The sequence below is a fragment of the Stenotrophomonas sp. I18B00994 genome (genome assembly GCF_014145825.1).
In the GTDB taxonomy this organism is placed as follows: domain Bacteria; phylum Pseudomonadota; class Gammaproteobacteria; order Xanthomonadales; family Xanthomonadaceae; genus Stenotrophomonas; species Stenotrophomonas maltophilia.
This window is the reverse complement of the sequence record NZ_JACIUW010000005.1, coordinates 128,732-150,371: the sequence shown is the minus strand read 5'-3', so window position 1 is coordinate 150,371 and position 21,640 is coordinate 128,732. Positions and strand designations below refer to the sequence as shown.

The window sequence follows — 21,640 nt, the reverse complement described above, 5'->3', positions numbered from 1 at the left end:
TGCCATGCCTTGGAGAGGCAGTTCCACCGTAGCGCATCGCGGTGCCGGTGGTGATCGCCAGTAGCGATGACGACCAAGCGCGTAGCTATCAGGCGCCGGCCAGGGCCTGTTCCAGGTCGGCGCGCAGGTCGCCGATGTGCTCGATGCCGATCGACAGCCGCACGGTGTCTTCGCTGACGCCGGCCTTGGCCAGCTCCGCTGCATCCAGCTGGCGGTGGGTGGTCGAGGCGGGATGGGTGGCCAGCGACTTCGCATCGCCCAGGTTGACCAGGCGGGTGAACAGCTTCAGCGCATCGAGGAAACGTGCACCCGCCTCACGGCCGCCGGGCAGGCCGAAGGTCAGTACGCCCGAGCCGTGTCCCCCCAGGTAGCGCTGCGCGGCGGCGTGCTCCGGGTCGTCGGCCAACCCGGCGTAGCGTACCCAGGCCACCTTGTCGTGCGCCTTCAGGTACTGCGCGACGGCCAGTGCATTGGCATTGATGCGCTCCATGCGCAGGGCCAGGGTCTCGATGCCCTGCAGGATCAGGAACGCGTTGAACGGCGACAACGCGGCGCCGGTATTGCGCAGCGGCACCACGCGCGCGCGGCCGATATAGGCCGCCGGCCCCAGCGCTTCGGTGTAGACCACGCCGTGGTAGCTGGGGTCGGGCTGGTTGAGTCGGGCGAAACGCTTCGGCTGCGCGGCCCAGTCGAAGCGGCCGGAGTCGATGATCGCGCCGCCGAGGCTGTTGCCGTGGCCGCCCAGGTATTTGGTCAGCGAGTGCACGACAATGTCGGCACCGTGCTCGAACGGGCGCAGCAGGAACGGTGTGGCCACCGTGTTGTCCACGATCAGCGGCACGCCGGCGGCATGCGCGACCTCGGCGATGGCGGCAATGTCGGTGACGTTGCCACGCGGGTTGCCGATCGATTCGACGAACACCGCCTTGGTGCGCTCGTCGATCAGCGCGGCGAACGCCGCTGGATCGGCGGGGTCGGCGAAGCGCGCCTGGATGCCGTACTGCGGCAGGGTGTGCGCCAGCAGGTTGAGGCTGCCGCCATACAGCGCGCTGGAGGCGACGATGTTGTCGCCGGCCTCTGCAATGGTCTGGATGGCATAGGTGATCGCGGCCTGCCCCGAGGCCAGCGCCAGCGCACCGATGCCGCCTTCCAGCGCGGCCAGGCGCTGCTCCAGCACGTCGGTGGTGGGGTTCATGATGCGCGTATAGATATTGCCCGGTACCTTCAGGTCGAACAGGTCGGCGCCGTGCTGGGTGTCATCGAAGGCATACGCCACCGTCTGGTAGATCGGCACCGCCACCGCGCGGGTAGTCGGGTCGGGACGGTAGCCGCCGTGCACGGCCAGGGTTTCCAGTTGCCACTGCGGGTCGCTCATTGCGCCAGGCTCCATCCGGGGAAACCGCCACCATAGGCCAGCCGTCGCCGGCCGCTGAAAGCTGCTGGCGATGACGTCCATACCGGGGGTTATCAGGTTGGCCGCGATTCAGGCAGCGGTCACGGGGCGTTGATAGGCTTCGCCGCCGGGCGCTCCTGCCCGGGCACGGAGGCCCCACGCGCATGCAGCCATCCCCCTGGACACCCACCGCCAACGGCACCCCGACCCAGGTCTTGTTGGTGGAGGACGACCGTCGCCTGGCCGAACTGGTCAGCGACTATCTCCACGAACATGGTTTCGCCGTGCAGCATGTGGCGCGCGGTGACCTTGCCGGCGCGGCCTGCCGCCAGCATGCGCCCGAGCTGGTGCTACTGGACCTGATGCTGCCCGGCCTCGGCGGCATCGATGTGTGCCGGCAGATCCGCAGTTTCTCCGACGTGCCGATCCTGATGCTGACCGCCTGCGAAGACGACATCGAGCAGGTGCTGGGCCTGGAATCGGGCGCCGATGACTATGTGCACAAACCGATCGAGCCGCGCCTGCTGCTGGCCCGCCTGCGCGCCCTGCTGCGCCGCCGCCATGGCAGCAGCAACACCGGCACACCCAGCCGTCTGATGCATGGCGAACTGCTGATCGACCGCATGCAGCGCGAAGTGCACCTGCACGGTCAGCCGGTCGAGCTGGGCACCACGGAATTCGAGATCCTGTGGCTGCTGGCCAGCCAGCCGGGGCAGATCCTGTCGCGCGACCAGATCCTGCAGGCGGTGCGCGGCATCGGCTTTGACGGCCTGGACCGCAGTGTCGATGTCAGCGTCGGCAAGCTGCGCCGCAAGCTCGGCGATGATGCGCGCGAACCGCGGCGGATCAAGACCGTGTGGGGCCGTGGCTACCAGTTCAATCCGTCGGCCTGGACGGCATGAAGCGGCTGTTCCTGTGGTTGTGGTTTATCACGGGTGCCTGCTTCCTGGTGTCGGTGTTCTTCCTCAACCACATCCTGGACGGCATCTACACGCCCGTGCAGGATCGCGTCTTCGTCCAGCAGGTGCGTGGTCAGGTGTACGCCCTGCGCAGTGGCCTGGCCGGCCTGGATGCCGACCAGCAGCGTGAGCGCCTGCAGCAGTGGCAGCCACACTACGGCATCGCCCTGACCCTGCTCGACAAACCTCCCGCACTCGACGCGCAGGAACAGGTGGCCGTGAAGGCCGATGGTTTCATCGTGCGCGATCAATACCAGCAGGTCCTGCTGCCCATCGAGGGCAGCGATGGCCGCTGGCTGCACCTGCGCCTGCCTGGCGCGGTGCAGATGACGACGTACATGACCATCGCCGCCTACCTCAGCATCCTGCTGCTGGTGGGCGCCAGCCTGTACGCGTGGGTGCGCCTGCTCTGGCGCGACCTGGAAGCGCTGCGCCGGCATGCCGACCGCATCGGTTCGGGCGATCTGCAGGCACGTGCACAGGTCTCGCCACGCTCGCAGATCCGGGTCATCGTCGACCACTCCAACCGCATGGCGGCACGCGTGGCCGAACTGGTGCAGCGCCAGCGCGACCTGACCCATGCGATCTCGCACGAGCTGCGCACGCCGATCGCGCGCGTGGCCTTCGGCCTGGACCTGATGCAGGACAGCGATGACCGCGAACGCCGCGAACGGCTGGCGCAGGGCCTGCACGGTGACCTGGCCGAGCTCAACCGGCTGGTCAGCGAACTGCTGGCTTACGAACGGCTGGAGCATCCCAGCGAGGGCGAGCCGATGCAGCGCATCGAAGCCAATGACTGGCTGCAGGCCTGCCTGGCCGATGCGCGCCGTGATGCCGAACGTGCCGGGGTGGTACTGCGCGTGCAGCCCAGTGCGTTGCCGCGGGTGGATGCCGAACCACGCCTGCTGCAGCTGGCACTCAGCAATCTGGTGGGCAATGCGCTGCGCCATGCGCGTTCGCAGGTGGAAGTCTCGCTGGTCGGTGTCAGCGGCCGCGCCTGCCTGCGTGTGGATGACGACGGTCCCGGCATTGCCGAAGCCGATCGCGAGAAGGTGATGCGCCCGTTCACCCGCCTGGATGACAGCCGCAGCCGCGATACCGGGGGCTTCGGCCTGGGGCTGGCCATCGTCAGCCGCATTGCCGTCCGCCACGGCGGCGAGCTTCGCATCAGCCGCGCCACGTTGGGCGGCGCGCGCATGGAAATGCACTGGCCGCTGGCTGCCAGCTGAACGCCCTTGGGCGCAATTACAGTTGATTACAACTCCCGCACAACTGCGGACGGATCGGTCGCCGGCGTATCGCCACGCTAGCGACCCTGCAGCACTCGCCGGATGCGCGTGCTGCCTTCCTCCCATTGTCGAGAGTTTCCATGTCCCAGCTTCGCCGTTCCCCCGCCCTGCTCTGCTTGGCCCTGTTGCCGCTGTTCGCCGCACCGATCGCCCACGCCAAGGATGACCACTGGACCTTCGAGGTCGCTGCCGGCGGTGGCGTGGCGCCGCGCTACAGCGGCAGCGAGGAGTATCGTGCGACGCCGTCGTTGTCCTTTGATGTCACCTCGCCGGGTGGATGGTTTCTGGGCACCAGTGGCATTGGCTGGGGCACCTCCATCGGCGAGCACACCCGCGTGCGCGCGTATGTCGGCGCCAGCGGCATCCGCAAGGAAAAGGACTCGCTGCTCGGCGGTTCCGACTTCCTGCGCGGCATGGGTGATATCGATGCCCGTCCCCTGGTCGGCATCTCGGCTGGTTATACGCTGGGCGAAGCCGTGCTGAGCGGCTCCTGGCAGTTCACCCGCAAGGACGAGGACAAGGCCGAGAACGGCCTGGCCACCCAGCAGATCCATCTGAACCTGAGCATGCCGCTGTTCGACCTGGCCGGTGGCGTGGTCAGCGGCAGCGTGTCCACCGACTACGGCAACCGCGGCTACATGCAGACCTGGTACGGCGTCAGCCCGGAACAGGCGGCGCGCACCGGCTTTGCCGAGCACAAGCCAAAGGCCGGCCTGGTCAGTGCCGGTGTCGGTCTGAAGTGGAGCCACCGCGTGGGCCGCAACGGCAACTGGTACATCTCGGCCGAAGGCACGCGCCTGCTCGGTGATGCCGCCGACAGCCCGATCGTGCAGAAGGCGAACCAGTTCGGCTTGATGAGCGGCTATACGCACCGCTTCTGAGTGAGCGCCGGGCATGGCCCGACCCACTTCGCAGGAAACGGGGCGCTGCGGCCAAGCAGCGCCCCGTGTGAATCACGCTTTGGCGAACACCAGGCGGCCGCCGTCGTTTCCGACTTCGATGGTATCGCCGTTGACGAAAGCACCGGACAGGATCTGCTGCGCCAGCGGATTCTCCAGCTGCGACTGGATTGCACGCTTCAACGGGCGCGCGCCATAGACCGGATCGAAGCCGACGTTGCCGAGCAGGTCGAACGCCGCATCGGAGACCGCCAGCTTCAACCCGCGCTCGGCCAGCCGCTTCTCCAGCCCGCGCATCTGGATGCGCGCGATCTGCTTGATCTGCTGCTTGTCCAGCGGGTGGAACACCACGATGTCGTCCAGGCGGTTGATGAACTCCGGACGGAAGTGCGCCTGTACCACGCCCATCACCGCCGCCTTCATCTGCGTGTAGGCCTCCGGACTGTCGTCGGCGCTCATGTCCTGGATCTGGTGCGAGCCCAGGTTCGAGGTCATCACGATGACGGTGTTGCGGAAGTCCACGGTGCGGCCCTGTCCATCGGTCAGGCGGCCATCGTCCAGCACCTGCAGCAGGATGTTGAACACATCCGGATGCGCCTTCTCCACTTCGTCCAGCAGGATCAGCGAGTACGGACGGCGACGCACGGCCTCGGTCAGGTAGCCACCTTCCTCGTAGCCGACGTAGCCCGGAGGCGCGCCGATCAGGCGGGCCACGCTGTGCTTCTCCATGAATTCGCTCATGTCGATGCGGATCATCGCGTCGGCACTGTCGAACAGGAATTCGGCCAGCGACTTGCACAGCTCGGTCTTGCCGACACCGGTCGGGCCGAGGAACAGGAACGAGCCGGCCGGGCGATTCGGATCGGACAGGCCCGCACGCGAACGGCGCACGGCATCGGAGACGACCTTGATCGCTTCTTCCTGGCCGACCACGCGGTTGTGCAGCACCTCTTCCATGCGCAACAGCTTGTCGCGCTCGCCTTCGAGCATCTTGTTGACCGGGATGCCGGTCCAGCGCGATACGACTTCGGCAATCTCCTCGTCGGTCACGCGGTCCTGCACCAGCTTGAAGTCCTTGTGCTCGGCCTCCTGGGCCGCGGCCAGCTGCTTTTCCAGCTGCGGCAACAGCCCGTACTGGATCTCGCTCATCTTGGCGAAATCCTGGCGGCGCTGCGCGGCCTCCAGCTCCAGCTTGGCCTGCTCGACCTGTTCCTTGATCTTGGTCGCGCCCTGCAGCGCGGCCTTCTCCGACTTCCAGATTTCATTGAGGTCGGAGAACTCGCGCTCCAGCCCGTCGATGTCGTTTTCCAGATCGGCCAGGCGCTGCCGCGAGGCTTCGTCCTTCTCCTTCTTCAGCATCTCGCGCTGGATCTTCAGCTGGATCACCCGGCGCTCAAGGCGGTCCAGCTCTTCCGGCTTGGAGTCGATCTCCATGCGCAGTCGCGAGGCGGCTTCGTCCATCAGGTCGATGGCCTTGTCCGGCAGCTGGCGGTCGGTGATGTAGCGGTTGGACAACGTCGCAGCCGCGACGATGGCCGGATCGGTGATCTCCACGCCGTGGTGCACGGCGTACTTTTCCTTCAGGCCGCGCAGGATCGCGATGGTGTCCTCCACCGACGGCTCGCCCACGAACACCTTCTGGAAGCGACGCTCCAGCGCAGCATCCTTCTCGATGTACTTGCGGTATTCGTCCAGCGTGGTGGCGCCGATGCAGTGCAGCTCGCCGCGTGCCAGCGCTGGCTTCAGCATGTTGCCGGCATCCATCGCGCCATCGGCCTTGCCGGCGCCGACCATGGTGTGCAGTTCGTCGATGAACAGGATGATCTGGCCCTCGTTCTTGGCCAGGTCGTTGAGCACGCCCTTCAGGCGCTCCTCGAATTCGCCGCGGAACTTGGCCCCGGCAATCAGCGCGCCCATGTCCAGCGACAGCACGCGCTTGCCGCGCAGGCCTTCGGGCACTTCGTCGTTGATGATGCGCTGGGCCAGCCCTTCGACGATCGCGGTCTTGCCCACGCCGGGTTCGCCGATCAGCACCGGGTTGTTCTTGGTCCGGCGCTGCAGCACCTGGATGGTGCGGCGGATTTCCTCGTCACGGCCGATCACCGGGTCGAGCTTGCCGCTCTCGGCACGCGCGGTCAGGTCGATGGTGTATTTCTCCAGCGCCTGGCGCTGTTCCTCGGCATTCTCCGACTGCACGTTCTCGCCGCCGCGCAGCTTGTCGATGGCCGCCTGCAGGCGGGTCTTGTCGGCACCGGCGGCGCGCAGCGCCATGCCCAGCGTGCCGCCGTCGTCCAGCGCCGCCAGCACGAACCACTCGCTGGCAATGAAGGCGTCCCCGTGCTGCTGCGCCAGCTTGTCGGTCTGGTTCAGCAGGCGCCCCAGATCGTTGCCCATCGAGACGTTGCCGGCCTGGCCGGACACCTTCGGCAGCGCATCCAGCGCCTCGGTCAGGCGCTCGCGCAGCACCGGCACGTTCACCCCGGCCTGGGCCAGCAGCGGGCGCGTGCTGCCACCCTGCTGGTCCAGCAACGCGCTGAACAGGTGAACCGGTTCGATGATGCTGTTGTCGCGGCCCACGGCCAACGACTGTGCGTCTGCCAGCGCCTGCTGGAAACGCGAGGTGAGCTTGTCCATCCGCATTGCGAATCCTCATCGGTCATCAGGGCCGGCCCGCGCCGGCGATGCTGGAAAGATGCGGTTGCCCCACCCGGTTTCAAGGGTGGCTGCGACTGCACCCCGAGGCCAGTCAGGCTCCGGCCAGCATGCCGGAACCGGTGTGGTCGGCGCGTTGATCCCGATCAGTTCTACGCGGTGAACGGGCTCAGCGGGTGATCGCGCTGCGGATCGCCCGCAGCTGCTGCTTGACCGCCCGCGCCTGGGCGGCATCCATCCGCAGCAGCGCCTTCTGCCCGATCGAGCGCGACTGCAGGGTGGGATCGACAAAGCGGTAGCGGCCGCGTTCATCGCGCTGCACCACTGGGGACTGGGCCAGTTCCGGGGTGTCCAGCAGGTTGTCGATCACCGCGACCAGGCGGTCGTTGAAGTACCCGTCGGGCCGGCCCAGGTCCACATAGGCCTGCTGGATCAGCGGATAGAAGCGCTTGTAGGCGGTAGACGTTGCCGCCGGGTCCAGCGCGGTGAAGGCCTGCACGTAGGGTGCATAGCGCGCCGCGTTGCTGGCGGCGATGCGTTCGCCACCCTCGCCCGGCTCGACCTGCAGGTTGCCCGGCAGCGGCCGCGCGGCCAGCGCAGTCGGCGGCACGCTGGGCTTGTCCAGGTTGTCGACCTGGGTGACCAGGCGCTGGATCAGATGATCGCGCAGCAGCAGGGTCAGTGGCCCCTCGCCCTGGAACAACTGGGTCAATGCACCCCAGGCGGCCGTATCGCTGTCAGCCAGCTTCGGCAGCGCCGGATCGGCTGCGGCCTCGGTATCCAGCGGATGCTTGATCGCGGGCGGTGCTGGCGCGGGTTCTGCGGCCGCATGCGGTTGCGGCGGCGCGCTGGTACTGGCGGGGGTTGATTGCACCGGCACGGAAACACCGTCTGCCAGGCGCTTCAGCTGATCGCGGAACAACCAGCCGCCCGCACCACCGATCACCACCACACCCAACACCCAGGGCCAGACCGCCTTTCCGCTCTGCATGATGCAGCACCTCGTATTACACGCATGGAAAGGGTGTGACCCCCACGGTTGCAACGGGTTCCCCGCCTGTTCCGCTGCCGTTGGGGTTCGCCTGCACCCGTGTCGCGCTCACGCCTGCTTTGCATGCTTCGCGCGAGGCTGTACGCCTTGCACTGTGGAGGCACCACCATGCAGTACGCGCTGTATTACTGGACCGGCATCCAGGGCCGTGGCGAGTTCGTGCGGCTTGCGCTGGAGGATGCCGGTGTCGATTACATCGACATGGCGCGGGTGCACGGCGATACGGTGATGCAGCCGTTTCTCGATGGCAGCAGTGAAGGTGCGCAGCCCTTCGCGCCGCCGTTCCTGAAGGCGGGCCGCCAGGTCATTGCACAGGTCGCCGCGATCCTGGATTTTCTCGGCCCGCCGCTGGACCTGGTGCCGCAGGCGGCCTCGCGGCGGGTGCAGGCGCTGCACTTGCAGCTGACCATCGCTGATCTGGTAGCCGAGGTGCACGACACCCACCATCCAATTGCCGCATCGAAGTACTACGAAGAGCAGAAGACCGAAGCCAAGGCACGGGCCGCCTCCCTGCGTGGCGAACGGCTGCCGAAGTTCCTCGGCTACTTCGAGCAGGTGCTGGCCGCCAATGGTGGCCGCCACGCACTGCGCGAGCATTCCTATGTGGATCTGTCGCTGTTCCAGCTGCTGAGCGGGCTGGACTACATGTTCCCGCGCCGGATGCAGGCACTGGCGCCGACCCTGCCCCTGCTGCGCGCGCTGCAGGAGCGGGTGGCAAAGCGGCCGAACATCGCCGCCTATCTGGCCTCGGAGCGGCGGTTGCCGTTCAACACCAACGGTATCTTCCGCCACTACCCGGAACTGGACGCCGAACGGTAGTGCCGGCCGCTGGCCGGCAGCTGCACGATCCGACCGAAGCCCATGAGGATGCCGGCCAGCGGCCGGCACTAGCGTTGGGTCAGTTGTTTTCACCCAGCGGCTGCACCGGCTGCTTCTGCAGCGAAAGCAACCCCAGCAACAACGCCAGTGCCACGTAGGCACCAGCGAACTGCCAGCTGATGATGCGCGCCAGGCCGTCCAGCTCCCACGGGAGATAGATGCCACCACGCGGATCCACCGAGTGGATCAGGCCGAACAGGGTCAGCACCGCAGCCACCAGCAGGAAGCCGCAGGCACGGCGCAGGCGGCCATCGACCATCGCCGCCACCGCCGAAATCCACAGCATCGAGGTGATGATGAAGCCGTTGCCGAGGGTAAAGATCACCGCCAGCTCGGGCAGGCCGTGGCCATCCAGTTTGGTCAGCAGCTGCGGCAGCTGGTCCGGCGCGATCCAGCCAGGTGCCTTGATCGCCAGCAGGTAGGCCACCGACGGCAGGAAACCGAACACCATCGCACCGGTGTGGTGACGCGGCGTGGCCTGGAAGGCCTGGGTGGTGATATCGATGGCCACGTACACGATGATCGGTGCCAGCACCGCCAGCGGCAGCCACTGCACCAGCCCGGAGATGATGCCGAGCATGCCGCCGATGCCGACGAACAGGCCGGTCAGCAGCGTGTAGCCGCTGCGCGCACCCATGTGCTTGTACGCCGGCTGGCCGATGTACGGCGTGGTCTGCGCCACGCCGCCACAGACACCGGCCACCAGCGTGGCTACCGCTTCCACCAGCAGGATGTCGCGGGTGCGATAGTCGTCGCCGGCTGCGCGCGCGCTTTCAGACACGTTGATGCCGCCGACCACCATCAGCAGACCGAACGGCAGCAGCAGCGGCAGGTAGGTCATCGCGGTGGGCAGGCCGTCGAGGAAGCCCAGTGTCGGCAGCGGCAGCACCACCTGCGGCGGCACCCACTCCGGTACATGGAAGCCCGGCGCGCCCAGCCCGGCCAGGCCGAGGCCGTAATACAGCACGGTGCCGAACACGAAGGCCAGCAGCACGCCCGGGCCACGCACCGGCAGCTTGCCCTTGGCGATCAGCACGTACAGCAGCAGGCCCAGCGTGGTGAAGCCGACCAGCGGCGAGCGCAGCGTTTCCAGCAGCGGCAGCAGGCCCATCAGCACCAGCGCGATGCCGGCGATGGAACCCAGCAGCGCGGCTCGCGGCAGCGCGCGGGTGACCGCTTCGCCGAAGAACGACAGCACGAACTTGAGCACGCCCATGATGACCAGCGCGGCCATGCCAAGCTGCCAGGTGGCGATGCCCGCAGCGTGCGGGTCCATGCCCTGCTGCTTGAACGCGAGGAAGGCCGGGCCGAGCACCAGCAGCGCCATGCCGATGCTGGTCGGTGCATCCAGGCCCAGCGGCATGGCGGTGACGTCGTCGCGGCCGGTACGCGCGGCCAGCCGGCGCGCCATCAGGGTGTACAGCAGGTTGCCGACCAGCACGCCGAAGGCGGTGCCGGGGAACATGCGGCCGAACACCACGTCGGCGGGGAACTGGAAGATCCCGACCAGGGCCATGGCGATGAAGCCGAGGATGGAGAGGTTGTCGACGACCAGGCCGAAGAAGCCGTTGAAGTCGCCGGCGACGAACCAGCGACGCGGTGCGGCGGAAGCGGGAGCGGACATGGAAGGGGCGGTGGGGGGTGGGGACCGCCGATGGTAGGCCCAGCGGGGCCAGCGCGCCAATTCCGTCGTGGAATGATGGGTTCCAGCCAACGGCGGAGCCCCTCGTGGCTGGGGGGGTCGTCAAAAGCAGCTTTATCGGAGTGGGCCGGTCGGGATGGGCTGCGCAGGACACGCCGTAAACCCATCCCTGGGGGCTCGATGGCGCCATCCATGGCGCCAACGGTCCTGCGCAGCCCATCCCGACCGGCCCCTGATAATTCCTTGCGCGTGCCAGCCACGGAAAGGAATCAAAGGATCAAAAGCAAAAGCGGGTCGCTTCGCTCTGAGCCGAGCATGGCTCGGCTCTACACGAACAATTCGATCATTTCCACGCTATCCACGCAGGGCGTGGATCTACCGACAGATCGCAGGAAACTGTCGAAGGTGGGGTGGGTCCGGTTGCGGGGGTGTCCGCGGCATGGATGCCGCGGCCAAGCCCCCAGGGACGGGTTTACGGCGTCCCCCGCAACCGGACCCACCCCGCCATCCCACGGATAGTCGGCTTTTGCTGTTGCTTCGGCTTCGGCAGGTGCAGGGCGCAGCCCTGCCGAACACCCCCTCTCATGCTGCGCCGCAGAATGCATTCGGCTGAAGCCGCATGCTCTACTTGAATCGATCTAAATCCACGGTCTGGTGGGTCGGGCGTCATTCCAGGGGGAGCTCTCTGCAGGTCAGGGCAGGGCTCAGCGGAACGGTGCCGGACGGCCCCGGCCGTCTGCCTCCGCGTCATCGACTACAGGAACCCGACATGCGTCCAGTGCCGTCCGCTCCCGCCGTCCCATTGTCCTCCCGCCCGCTGGCGCGCCTGGCCTGTCTGCTGGCGCTTTCGGCCATGCCGATGCTGCTGCAGGCCGCTCCGGCGGCGCTGGAGCGCGAGGTCAACACCTTCATCGGCAGCAAGGACGACGGCAATACCTTCCCCGGCGCATCGGCACCGTTCGGGCTGATCCAGGTCAGCCCGATCGGCAGCCACTATTCCGGCTGGCGCTACGACGACGAGAAGATCCGCGGTTTCGGCCACTCCTTCATCTCTGGCGCCGGTTGCTGGGAGCAGGGCGGGCAGGTGTCGATCCTGCCGGTCACCGGCAGCATCGGTCCGGGCGGCGATTTCGATACTGCTGACGCCAAGAACTTCAACCACAAGACCTATGCCGCTTCGTACACGCATGACGGCGAGATCGGCCAGGCCGGCTATTACAAGGTGCGCCTGACCAGCTACGGCGGCATCGATGCCGAGGCCACCGCGCGTACACGTGCCGCGGCCGAGCGCTACACCTTCAGCCAGCGCCAGGGCGAGGGCCACGTGCTGGTCAATGTTGGCCAAGCCAATGAGCGCCATTCGGTGATCGGCAGCGTGGTCGATGTGGTCGGCGACCGCGTGGTCGAGGGCAAGCTGGTGACCAAGAGTTTCTGCGGCGGCCATCAGTACACCACCTGGTTCCGCATCGAGTTCGACCGCCCGTTCAAGGCGCATGGCACCTGGGGCGAGGGCGGCGGCCTGCCGGGTGCGCGCCACAGCATGGAAGGCGAACAGAAGCCGAATGGTGCCTGGCTCAGCTTCGACCTCGCCAAGGGCCAGTCGGTAACGGCGATCAGCGCGATATCGCATGTGGATGCCGAAGGCGCGCGTACCAACCTGCGCGCGGAAGGCATGCAGGGCGGCGCGCTGCTCGGTTTCGATCGGATGCGGGCGCTGTCCCAGCAGTCGTGGCGCGAGCAGCTGGGCCGGGTGCGCGTGCAGGGCGGCACCGCCGACGACCGCGCCGTGTTCTACAGCGCGGTCTACCACGCGCTGCTGCAGCCGATGACCGGCAACGACGCCGACGGCCGCTACCGCGGCTATGACGATGGCATCCACCGTGCCGATGGCTGGACCTACTACGAGTACTTCTCGCTGTGGGATACCTACCGCGCGCAGAACCAGTGGCTGGCACTGACCCGCCCGGACGTGGCGCGCGACATCGGCCGTACCCTGCTGGCGATCGACGAGCAGGGCGGCTGGCTGCCGCGCTGGGGCTATGCCAACTTCGAGACCAACATCATGACCGGCGATCCGGTCACCCCGTTCATGGTCGACCTGTGGCGCTTCGGTGCGCTCAAGGGCCGTGAATCGCAGGCCTGGGATGCGCTGCGCCGCAATGCCTTCGGCACGCCGCCGCTGAACTCACGCATGGCCGGCCGTTCCGGCAACCCGACCTACCTGGACAAGGGCTATGTGGTCTACGACCGCGCGTTCCCGTCCAAGGGCATGGACGTCGATCCGCACCACGGCGGTTCGGCTACCTTGGAATACGCACTGGCCGACTGTGCGCTTTCGCAGATGGCCGATGGCCTCGGCCATGCGCAGGACGCGGCGACGCTGCGTGAGCGCGGCCGCAACTGGCGCAAGGTGTGGGACCCGCAGGTGCGCGACGCCGAGACCGGCTTCACCGGTTTCCCGCGCCCGCGCACCGAGGATGGCCAGTGGTACACCCCGGCCGATGGCCACTACAGTCCGCGTTCGCACCACGGTTTCCATGAGGGCACGGCGTGGCAGTACCAGTGGCTGGCGCAGCAGGACGTGCCGGGGCTGGTCGAAGCGATGCAGGGCCGCGAACAGGCCGGCCGCCGCCTCGACGCGTTCTTCGCCATGGACGCGCTGCAGGCCGATCCGCTCAATGCCGCCCGCAAGGAGTGGGTGGTCGGGCCGTACAGCTACTACAACCAGTTCCGCTACAACCCGAACAACGAGCCTGACCTGCACTCGCCGTGGCTGTACACGCTGATCGGCCAGCCGTGGAAGACCGCGGCCGTGGTGCGTGCCGCGCAGCAGCTGTTCACCAATGCGCCCAATGGCGTGACCGGCAACGACGACCTCGGCACGATGTCGGCCTGGTATCTCTTCAGCGCCATCGGCGTGTATCCGGCGGTGCCGGGCAGCGGCCAGTTCCTGCTGCACACCCCGCGCTTCAGCAAGGTGGAACTGGACATGGGCAATGGCCGGACGCTGCGCATCGACGCGCCGGGTGCCGATGGCCGCCGCCTGCAGTACGTTCAGGGCGTGCAGGTCGATGGCCAGGCGCATGCGCCGGTCTGGCTGGACTGGAACCAGCTGCAGCAGGGCCCGCGCCTGCAGTTCGCGCTTGACGCGAAGGCGCCGGAGCAGGGCTGGGGTACGGCGGTGAAGGACCTGCCGGTGTCCTGGTGCGCGGCACCGGGCAGCCAGCTGCGCTGAGCCGGACTGTGCCGTTCGCGGTGACCCAGCGAACGGCACGGCACGACACGGCCCTGATCCATTAGGCTTGAGCCTCCAGCGGAGTCCGGGAAGACGATGAACGACAACGGCAGCAGTCCCAGCAAGCGCGCCGGCAAGGCAGTGACGGTGACCGACATCGCGCGTGCCATCGGCGTGTCACGGGCGACCGTGTCGCTGGTGTTGCGCGGCAGCCCGCTGGTCAACGTCGATACCCGTGCCAAGGTCGAGGCCGAGCTGCGCCGGCAGCGCTATGTCTACAACCGCGCTGCCGCCAACCTGCGTCGACGTACCTCGTCGAGCATCGCGCTGGTGATCAACGATCTTTCCAACCCGTTCTTCGCCGAATTCGCGTCCGGCGTGGACGAGGCGCTGGGCGGACGCGGTTACGTGACCCTGCTCGGCAGCACTGGCGAATCGCCGGAGCGCCAGCAGGCCGTGCTGTCCACGTTGATGGAGCACACCCCCGCCGGCCTGATCCTGTCGCCGGCCGAGGGCAGCGATACCGTGCAGTTGCGACAGGCACTGGGTGCCAATGCCAACGTGCTGCTGTTCAACCGCGAGCTGGAAGGGGCCGACTGGGATTTCCTCACCTTGGACAACCAGCACGGTGCCTATCTGGCCACGCGCCACCTGATCGAGCGCGGACATCGCCAGATCGCCTTCTTCGGCGGCCACGCCGCATCGAGCTCGTGCCACCAGCGCCGTGCCGGTTTCCAGCAGGCGCTGGCCGAGGCCGGTCTGCCGCTGCCGCCGGGCTGGATGATCGAGTCGGCACCGAACCGCCTGGAAGCCGCAGCGCGCACCGATGAGCTGTTTGCCGATGGCCATCGGCCGAGTGCGGCGGTCTGCTACAACGACACCGTCGCGCTGGGCCTGATGCTGGGCTTGAATTCACGGGGCATCCGTCCGGGAGGTGACTTTGCCGTTACCGGCTTCGACGATATTTCCGAGGCTGCGGTGGCGGTGCCGCCGTTGACCACGCTCACCGCCGATCCGCGCGAGCGGGGCCGGCAAGCTGCGGCGCTGCTGCTGCAACGACTGGACGAACCGGACGCGCCGCCACGGCGCACGGTCGCGCCGGTGCAGTTGCGCATCCGCGAAAGCAGTGCCGCACGACCGAACTGATTTATTCCATACACCCCTTCCACGCAACAACGACCTTCCGCGCATCGAGGCGCGTACCGCATGCCGATCTCCGCAACGCCCCGTCCAACGGGATCTTCGGGCAACGCACCTGCCGTCACCAACGGCAAGGCGCTGGCCGTGGTCACCACGATCTTCTTCATGTGGGGCTTCCTGACCTGCCTCAATGACATCCTGATCCCGCACCTGAAGGCGGTGTTCGAGCTGAACTACGCCAAGGCGATGCTGGTGCAGTTCACCTTCTTCGGCACCTATTTCCTGATGTCGCTGCCGGCGGGTCGGCTGGTGGCGGCGCTGGGCTACAAGAAGGGCATCGTGGCCGGCCTGGTGATTGCCGGTATCGGTGCGCTGGGCTTCTGGCCGGCGGCCGAGCTGCGCGTGTATGGCGCCTTCCTGGGCGCACTGTTCGTTCTGGCCACCGGCATCACCGTGCTGCAGGTTGCTGCGAACCCCTACGTCGCGCTGCTGGGCCCGGAGCAGACCAGCTCCAGTCGCCTGACCCTGGCGCAGGCACTGAACTCGCTGGGCACGGCCATCGCCCCGATCTTCGGCGGCATGCTGATCCTGTCCAACACGGTGAAGAGTGCCGATGACATCGCGGCACTGCCGGCCGCCGAACAGCTGGCCTACCGTGCCGCCGAGGCGCAGGCCGTGCAGGGCCCGTACGTGGGGCTGGCCGTTGCGCTGGTGCTGCTGGCGCTGTTCGTATACCTGTTCCGCCTGCCGGCACTGAGCGACGCCACCGAGCAGGCCGACCAGGGCCACCACCACAGCTACCTGGATGCGCTGCGCAAGCGCCACCTGCTGCTGGGTGTGCTGGGCATCTTCTTCTACGTCGGTGCCGAAGTTTCGATCGGCAGCTTCCTGGTCAACTACCTGTCGATGCCCAACATCGGCGGCTTCAGCGAGCAGGAAGCCACGCATTACGTGTCGGCCTACTGGACGATGGCGATGATCGGCCGCTTCGCCGGCTCGGCGCTGCTGGCGCGCTTCTCGCCCAGCCGCCTGCTGGCGATCTTCGCGCTGGTCAACGTGGGGCTGCTGGTCACGACCATGCTGACCTCCGGCAACATCGCGCTGTACTCGGTGGTGGCGATCGGCCTGTTCAATTCGATCATGTTCCCGACCATCTTCGCGCTGAGCATCGAGCGCCTGGGCCCGCTGACCAACAAGGGTTCCAGCCTGCTGATCATGGCCATCGTCGGCGGTGCGGTGGTGCCGTACCTGCAGGGCGTGCTGGCCGACCACATCGGTGTGCAGGCCAGCTTCATCCTGCCGCTGCTGTGCTACGGCTACATCATTTTCTACGGACTGGTCGGCGCACGTACGCCGGCTTCCGCAACGCAGGGAGGCTGAGTCCGGAATGGGTTCCATCGTTTGCTTCGGCGAAATTTTGATCGATCTACTAGCGCAGCCGCCGGCCTCGGCCGATACGCCGCGGGCGTTCCTGCAGTACGCCGGCGGTGCGCCGGCCAACGTTGCCGTGGCCGCTGCGCGGCTGGGCGCGAAGACCCAGTTCGTCGGCATGCTCGGCCGTGACATGTTCGGTGACTTCCTGGCCGACAGCCTGGTCGAGCACGGCGTGGGCACGGATTACATCGTGCGTACCGATGCGGCGAAGACCGCGCTGGCCTTCGTCGCCCTCGACGCCAGTGGCGAGCGCAGCTTCAGCTTCTACCGCCCGCCGGCCGCCGACCTGCTGTTCCGTGACAGCGATTTCCAGGCCGCCTGCTTCGACAGCGCGCAGTGCTTCCACGTCTGCTCCAACAGCCTGACCGAGCCGGGCATCGCCGAGGCGACCTTTGCCGGCATGGACCGTGCACGTGCGGCCGGAGCGGTGGTCAGCCTCGATCTGAACCTGCGTCCCGCGCTGTGGCCGGCGAACGAGGATCCGACGCCGCGCCTGTGGCAGGCGCTGGAACGCGCCGATCTGGTCAAGCTGTCGCGCGAGGAACTGGACTACCTGGCCGCGCCGCTGGGCAGTGACGGCGAGGCGACGGTGCTGCGGCGCCTGCTGGCCGCGCAGGCGCGCTGGGTGATCGTCACCGATGGTGCGGCCACGCTGCACTGGTACACCCGCGACAACCACGGCACGGTCACCAGCTTCCGCGTGGCCACGGTCGATACCACGGCCGCCGGCGATGCCTTCGTCGGTGGCGTGCTGGTCGGCCTGCTGGAGCGCGGTGGGGCGGGTGCTGGTTTCGCTGCGTTCTGCCAGGATCCGGAGGCGATCACCGCCACGCTGCGCTTCGGCGCCGCCGTGGGGGCGCTGGCTGTTACCCGCAAGGGCGCGTTCGCCGCGATGCCCTCGCTCGATGAAGTGCAGCAGCTGCTGCAGGCCCAGGACATTACCGCATGAGCACCTTGCCCGATTTCCGTTCGCCCGCGTTCCTGCGCGCGCACATCGCCGATACCATGGCGTTCTACCATCCGCGCTGCATCGATCCGGACGGCGGCTTCTTCCACTACTTCCGGGATGACGGCAGCGTCTACGATGCCAGCCACCGCCACCTGGTGAGCAGCACGCGCTTCGTCTTCAACTACGCGATGGCCTACCGCGAATTCGGCAATGCCGAGTACCGCGAGGCGGTCGAGCACGGCGTGCGCTACCTGCGGGACGTGCACCGCAACCCGGCCACCGGTGGCTACGCCTGGACCCTGCGTGATGGCAAGGTCGAGGACGACATGAACCACTGCTACGGCGTGGCGTTCGTGCTGCTGGCCTACAGTTGCGCGCTGAAGGCCGGTATCGAACAGGCGCGTGTGTGGATGGACGAAACCTGGAAGCTGCTGGAAGCGCGCTTCTGGGAGCCACAGCACGGCCTGTACAAGGACGAGGCCGATGGCCAGTGGAACTTCACCGGCTATCGCGGCCAGAACGCCAACATGCACATGTGCGAGGCGATGCTGGCGGCGTTCGAGGCCAGTGGCGAGCAGCGCTATGTCCAGCGTGCGCTACAGCTGGCCGACAACATGACCCGCCGCCAGGCGGCCAAGGCCGGCGGGCTGGTCTGGGAGCACTACGATGAGAACTGGGAGATCGACTGGGACTACAACCTGGACGACCCCAAGCACCTGTTCCGCCCATGGGGCTTCCAGCCCGGCCACCAGACCGAATGGGCCAAGCTGTTGCTGATCCTCGATCGCCACGTGCAGGCCGACTGGCTGGTGCCGACCGCGCAGCACCTGTTCGATGTGGCCGTGGCGCGCAGCTGGGACGAAGCGCGCGGTGGTTTGTACTACGGTTTCGCACCGGAAACGCGCCGACAGCCGGGCATGGACGGTGCGCCGATCGGTGGCGACAGCTTCGTCTGCGACGACGACAAGTATTTCTGGGTGCAGGCCGAAACGCTGGCCACCGCCGCACTGATGGCCAAGCGCACCGGTGATGACCGCTACTGGCAGTGGTACGAGCGCATCTGGGCGTACTCGTGGGAGCATTTCGTCGACCACCAGTACGGTGCCTGGTTCCGCATCCTTGATGCGGACAACCGCAAGTACAGCGACGAGAAGAGCCCGGCCGGCAAGGTGGATTACCACACCATGGGCGCGTGCTACGAAGTGTTGAACGTGGTGCGCTGAAGATCGTTTGAATGCAGTAATGCCAGGCCATGCCTGGCAATCCGGAATCGGTAGCGCCGGGCGACGCCCGGCGGAAAAACAGGAGCTCCGCGTGCATCGCCTTTCCCTCGTTGTCCGTCTGCTCCTGCTGCTGATCGCAGCCTCCGCCTTCCCGGCAACTGCAGCCCCGCTGCAGGCACAGTGGGAATTCCGCATGCTGCCCGGTGATGCGCAGGGTGCAGCCCACCCGGGCCTGCAGCAATGGCGTGCGGCGAAGGTGCCGGGCAGCGTGCACACCGACCTGCTCGCCCACGCGCTGATCCGCGATCCGTACGTCGGTGCGCCTGAGGCAGAGCTGCAATGGATCGGGCTGGCTGCCTGGGAATACCGCGCCCGCTTCGACGTGGATGCGGCGACACTGGCCAAGCCCAATGCCGAGCTGCGCTTCGACGGGCTGGATACCTATGCCGAAGTCAGCCTCAACGGCAGGCCGCTGCTGAGCGCGGACAACGCGCACCGCACCTGGCGTGCGCGCGTGGACGGGCGCCTGCGCGCGAATGGCAATGAACTGCAGATCGTGTTCCGTTCACCAATCCGCACACTGCTTCCCGGTGTACAGGCGATGCCGCACAAGATCGCCGGCAACTATCCTTCGCCCTATGGCGATGAGCCCAAGGACGCGATGGTCGGCAACTTCGCGCGCAAGCCGGCCTATCACTTCGGCTGGGACTGGGGCCCGCGCTATGTCACCGCCGGCGTGTGGCGCGGGGTCGACCTGCAGGCCTGGGATGCGCACCGCCTGACCGATCTTGCCGTGCGTACCGATGCATTGAGCGCGGAGCAGGCGAAGCTGGCCGTGCTGCTGGAGATGGAGCAGGGCGCGGCGGCCGGTTCTGCGGTGGTCCATGTCGATGTGCGCGATCCGCAGGGTCGCAGCGTGGCCCAGGTGCAGCGCACGGTGCTGCTGAAGCCCGGCCAGAACGCCGTCGAAGTACCGGTCGAACTGGTCAAGCCGCAGCGCTGGTGGCCGGCCGGCCACGGTGCACAGGACCGCTACACCGTGCAGGTCCGCCTGGATGATGGTGTCGATGCAGCGCTGGTGCGCGAGCAGCGTATCGGCCTGCGCACGGTTGAACTGCGCCGCGAGGAAGACGGCAAGGGCGGGCAGGGCTTCGCTTTCGTCATCAACGGCGTGGAGATCTTCGCAAAGGGCGCCAACGTCATTCCGTTCGATGCCTTCCCCGCACGGGTCGACGCCGCGCGCCTGCGCCAGGTGCTGACCGCCGCACGCGACGCCAACATGAACATGCTGCGCAACTGGGGGGGCGGCTACTACGAGGACGATGCCTTCTTCGACATCGCCGACGAACTGGGCCTGCTGGTCTGGCAGGACTTCATGTTCGGTGGTGGCATGCAGCCGGGCTACGATCCGGCCTTCCGTGCCAGCGTGGTGGCCGAGGCACGCGACAATGTGCGCCGGCTGCGCCATCACCCCAGCATCGTGCTGTGGTGTGGCAACAACGAGGAAGAAACCGCCTGGAAGGACTGGGGCCACGGCCGCGACCTGAAGGCGGCCGACCCGGCGTTTGCCGAGAAGGTCTGGCAGGGCTATGTCGACCTGTTCGGCAATGACCTGCGCCAGGTAGTGGGTGAGGAGGGGCTGGGCGTGCCGTACTGGTCCAGCTCGCCCAGTAACGACCTGGACGAAAAGGCGAACGACTCGACCCGTGGCGACAAGCACTACTGGCAGGTCTGGGGCAATCCGGCGCTGCCGGTGCAGGCTTACCTGCGCGAGACGCCGCGCTTCATGTCCGAGTACGGCCTGCAGGCATGGCCGTCGGTGGCCACCGTGGACCAGATTGCCACCCGCGCCGAGCAGCGCATCGACAGCCCGGTGATCCGCGCGCACCAGAAATTCATGGCCGGCGAGGGCAACAGCCGCCTGCTGCACTACATCGAACTGGGCTACGGCACGCCGAAGGACTTCGAGGACTTCGTCTACCTCAGCCAGGTGATGCAGGCCGATGGCATCGCGCTGGCCGCGCTGCACCATCGCGCCTCGCGGCCGTACACGATGGGCTCGCTGTACTGGCAGCTCAACGACGTCTGGCCGGGTGCTTCATGGTCCAGCGTGGACTACTTCGGTCGCTGGAAGGCGCTGCACTACGCCGCGCGGCGCTTCTTCGCGCCGGTCACGCTGGCGGCATTGCGTGATGAGGGCAGTACGCGGGTGCGCCTGATCAATGATGGCGCTGCCGCAGACGCACGTTGGCGGCTGCGGGTGATGGATGTGGATGGCAAGGTGCTGCGTCGTCGCGAGGACGCGGTGGCGTTGACGGCGGCGGGCGTCACCTCGATTGGTGATTTCCGCGATGCCGAGCTGCTGGCCGGTGCCGATCCGAAGCGCACGGTGGCCGTGTTCGAGCTGCTGCAGAACGGGGCGGTCAGTGCCCGCCAGGTCGTCGGATTCGTCGAAGCCAAAGACCAGGTGTTGCCGCGGCAGAAGCTGAAGGCCACCTTGTCCATCGAAGGCGATCACTATCGTCTACGCCTGGAAAGCGCGGCTTACGTGCGCGCGACGTGGATCGATTTCGGCTCGCTGGATGTGCAGGTCGAAGACAACCTGCTGGACCTGCTGCCGGGCGAGACCCGGGACATTGCGGTGCGCGGCCCGGTGGACCTGACTGCCCTGCACGAAGCAATGAAGCTGAAGACCCTCAACGATCGTTGAGGGCGGCGTAGCCCGCATTGGCAGGTGCCAACCTTGGTTGGCACACCCGGAACATGCCAACCAAGGTTGGCATCCACCAGACGCGGAGCCGGGCAGGTGTGGACCGTTGGTCCGCACACCTTGATCGTTGAGGGCGGCACATCCTGTTTTGGTAGGTGCCAACCTTGGTTGGCACACCCCGAACA

General features: G+C 67.1%; 14 protein-coding genes. 10 read left to right on the top strand and 4 right to left on the bottom strand.

Features of this window, described 5'->3' with window-relative positions; all coding sequences use genetic code 11:
* Positions 1-88 precede the first annotated feature (88 nt).
* The gene (locus H4O10_RS07400; protein ID WP_049454259.1) at positions 89-1,375 is read right to left on the bottom strand and encodes an aminotransferase class V-fold PLP-dependent enzyme; all 1,287 of its coding nucleotides are present in this window, start codon (positions 1,373-1,375) and stop codon (positions 89-91) included.
* A gap of 182 nt (positions 1,376-1,557) precedes the next feature.
* Between H4O10_RS07400 and H4O10_RS07395 the strand changes: the two genes are divergently transcribed.
* The 3 genes from H4O10_RS07395 to H4O10_RS07385 all read left to right on the top strand — a co-directional run bounded on the left by H4O10_RS07395 (position 1,558) and on the right by H4O10_RS07385 (position 4,522).
* Positions 1,558-2,295, top strand: a complete 738-nt coding sequence (locus H4O10_RS07395; protein WP_049403880.1) for a response regulator transcription factor — start codon at positions 1,558-1,560, stop codon at positions 2,293-2,295.
* Complete coding sequence (locus H4O10_RS07390) at positions 2,292-3,581, top strand: ATP-binding protein (RefSeq protein WP_049403882.1); 1,290 nt, start codon at positions 2,292-2,294, stop codon at positions 3,579-3,581. Before H4O10_RS07395 ends, H4O10_RS07390 begins: the two co-directional genes overlap by 4 nt.
* A 140-nt stretch (positions 3,582-3,721) precedes the next feature.
* The gene (locus tag H4O10_RS07385; protein WP_049451218.1) at positions 3,722-4,522 is read left to right on the top strand and encodes a MipA/OmpV family protein; all 801 of its coding nucleotides are present in this window, start codon (positions 3,722-3,724) and stop codon (positions 4,520-4,522) included.
* A 72-nt stretch (positions 4,523-4,594) separates the two neighbouring features.
* On the opposite strand, the gene clpB is transcribed toward H4O10_RS07385, so the two are convergent.
* Both clpB and H4O10_RS07375 read right to left on the bottom strand, forming a co-directional pair.
* Positions 4,595-7,180, bottom strand: a complete 2,586-nt coding sequence (clpB, locus tag H4O10_RS07380; RefSeq protein WP_012481080.1) for an ATP-dependent chaperone ClpB — start codon at positions 7,178-7,180, stop codon at positions 4,595-4,597.
* Positions 7,181-7,361: 181 nt separating this feature from the next.
* Complete coding sequence (locus H4O10_RS07375) at positions 7,362-8,183, bottom strand: DUF3014 domain-containing protein (protein ID WP_049431239.1); 822 nt, start codon at positions 8,181-8,183, stop codon at positions 7,362-7,364.
* Positions 8,184-8,351: 168 nt separating this feature from the next.
* Between H4O10_RS07375 and H4O10_RS07370 the strand changes: the two genes are divergently transcribed.
* Positions 8,352-9,062 carry a glutathione S-transferase gene (locus tag H4O10_RS07370; RefSeq protein ID WP_033833006.1) on the top strand — a complete coding sequence of 237 codons (711 nt, stop codon included), beginning with the start codon at positions 8,352-8,354 and terminating at the stop codon, positions 9,060-9,062.
* 79 nt (positions 9,063-9,141) lie between these two features.
* Here the strand turns inward: H4O10_RS07370 and H4O10_RS07365 are convergent, their stop codons facing one another.
* Positions 9,142-10,746: a membrane protein gene (locus H4O10_RS07365; protein ID WP_033833007.1), complete on the bottom strand. Its 1,605-nt coding sequence runs from the start codon at positions 10,744-10,746 to the stop codon at positions 9,142-9,144.
* Between the two features lie 871 nt (positions 10,747-11,617).
* Between H4O10_RS07365 and H4O10_RS07360 the strand changes: the two genes are divergently transcribed.
* The 6 genes from H4O10_RS07360 (at position 11,618) to H4O10_RS07335 (ending at position 21,455) form a co-directional block, all read left to right on the top strand.
* Positions 11,618-13,999 (top strand): GH92 family glycosyl hydrolase, encoded by a 2,382-nt coding sequence (locus H4O10_RS07360; protein WP_223846492.1) that lies wholly within the window; start codon positions 11,618-11,620, stop codon positions 13,997-13,999.
* A 96-nt stretch (positions 14,000-14,095) separates the two neighbouring features.
* Positions 14,096-15,145 (top strand): LacI family DNA-binding transcriptional regulator, encoded by a 1,050-nt coding sequence (locus H4O10_RS07355; protein WP_005409445.1) that lies wholly within the window; start codon positions 14,096-14,098, stop codon positions 15,143-15,145.
* A 60-nt stretch (positions 15,146-15,205) separates the two neighbouring features.
* Positions 15,206-16,519 (top strand): L-fucose:H+ symporter permease, encoded by a 1,314-nt coding sequence (fucP, locus tag H4O10_RS07350; RefSeq protein ID WP_005409446.1) that lies wholly within the window; start codon positions 15,206-15,208, stop codon positions 16,517-16,519.
* A gap of 7 nt (positions 16,520-16,526) precedes the next feature.
* Entirely contained in the window at positions 16,527-17,522 is a 996-nt protein-coding gene (locus H4O10_RS07345; RefSeq protein ID WP_043035615.1) for a carbohydrate kinase, read from the top strand.
* Entirely contained in the window at positions 17,519-18,745 is a 1,227-nt protein-coding gene (locus H4O10_RS07340) for an AGE family epimerase/isomerase (RefSeq protein WP_049459807.1), read from the top strand. Before H4O10_RS07345 ends, H4O10_RS07340 begins: the two co-directional genes overlap by 4 nt.
* Before the next feature lie 91 nt (positions 18,746-18,836).
* Complete coding sequence (locus H4O10_RS07335) at positions 18,837-21,455, top strand: glycoside hydrolase family 2 protein (protein ID WP_076738997.1); 2,619 nt, start codon at positions 18,837-18,839, stop codon at positions 21,453-21,455.
* Positions 21,456-21,640: the final 185 nt, after the last annotated feature.

Excerpts from the sequence above, each read along its gene's own strand:
- H4O10_RS07400 (WP_049454259.1), bottom strand. The coding sequence starts at position 1,375 with ATGAGCGACCCGCAGTGGCAACTGGAAACCCTGGCCGTGCACGGCGGC.
- H4O10_RS07395 (WP_049403880.1), top strand. The coding sequence starts at position 1,558 with ATGCAGCCATCCCCCTGGACACCCACCGCCAACGGCACCCCGACCCAG.
- H4O10_RS07390 (WP_049403882.1), top strand. The coding sequence starts at position 2,292 with ATGAAGCGGCTGTTCCTGTGGTTGTGGTTTATCACGGGTGCCTGCTTC.
- H4O10_RS07385 (WP_049451218.1), top strand. The coding sequence starts at position 3,722 with ATGTCCCAGCTTCGCCGTTCCCCCGCCCTGCTCTGCTTGGCCCTGTTG.
- clpB (WP_012481080.1), bottom strand. The coding sequence starts at position 7,180 with ATGCGGATGGACAAGCTCACCTCGCGTTTCCAGCAGGCGCTGGCAGAC.
- H4O10_RS07375 (WP_049431239.1), bottom strand. The coding sequence starts at position 8,183 with ATGCAGAGCGGAAAGGCGGTCTGGCCCTGGGTGTTGGGTGTGGTGGTG.
- H4O10_RS07370 (WP_033833006.1), top strand. The coding sequence starts at position 8,352 with ATGCAGTACGCGCTGTATTACTGGACCGGCATCCAGGGCCGTGGCGAG.
- H4O10_RS07365 (WP_033833007.1), bottom strand. The coding sequence starts at position 10,746 with ATGTCCGCTCCCGCTTCCGCCGCACCGCGTCGCTGGTTCGTCGCCGGC.
- H4O10_RS07360 (WP_223846492.1), top strand. The coding sequence starts at position 11,618 with ATGCCGATGCTGCTGCAGGCCGCTCCGGCGGCGCTGGAGCGCGAGGTC.
- H4O10_RS07355 (WP_005409445.1), top strand. The coding sequence starts at position 14,096 with ATGAACGACAACGGCAGCAGTCCCAGCAAGCGCGCCGGCAAGGCAGTG.
- fucP (WP_005409446.1), top strand. The coding sequence starts at position 15,206 with ATGCCGATCTCCGCAACGCCCCGTCCAACGGGATCTTCGGGCAACGCA.
- H4O10_RS07345 (WP_043035615.1), top strand. The coding sequence starts at position 16,527 with ATGGGTTCCATCGTTTGCTTCGGCGAAATTTTGATCGATCTACTAGCG.
- H4O10_RS07340 (WP_049459807.1), top strand. The coding sequence starts at position 17,519 with ATGAGCACCTTGCCCGATTTCCGTTCGCCCGCGTTCCTGCGCGCGCAC.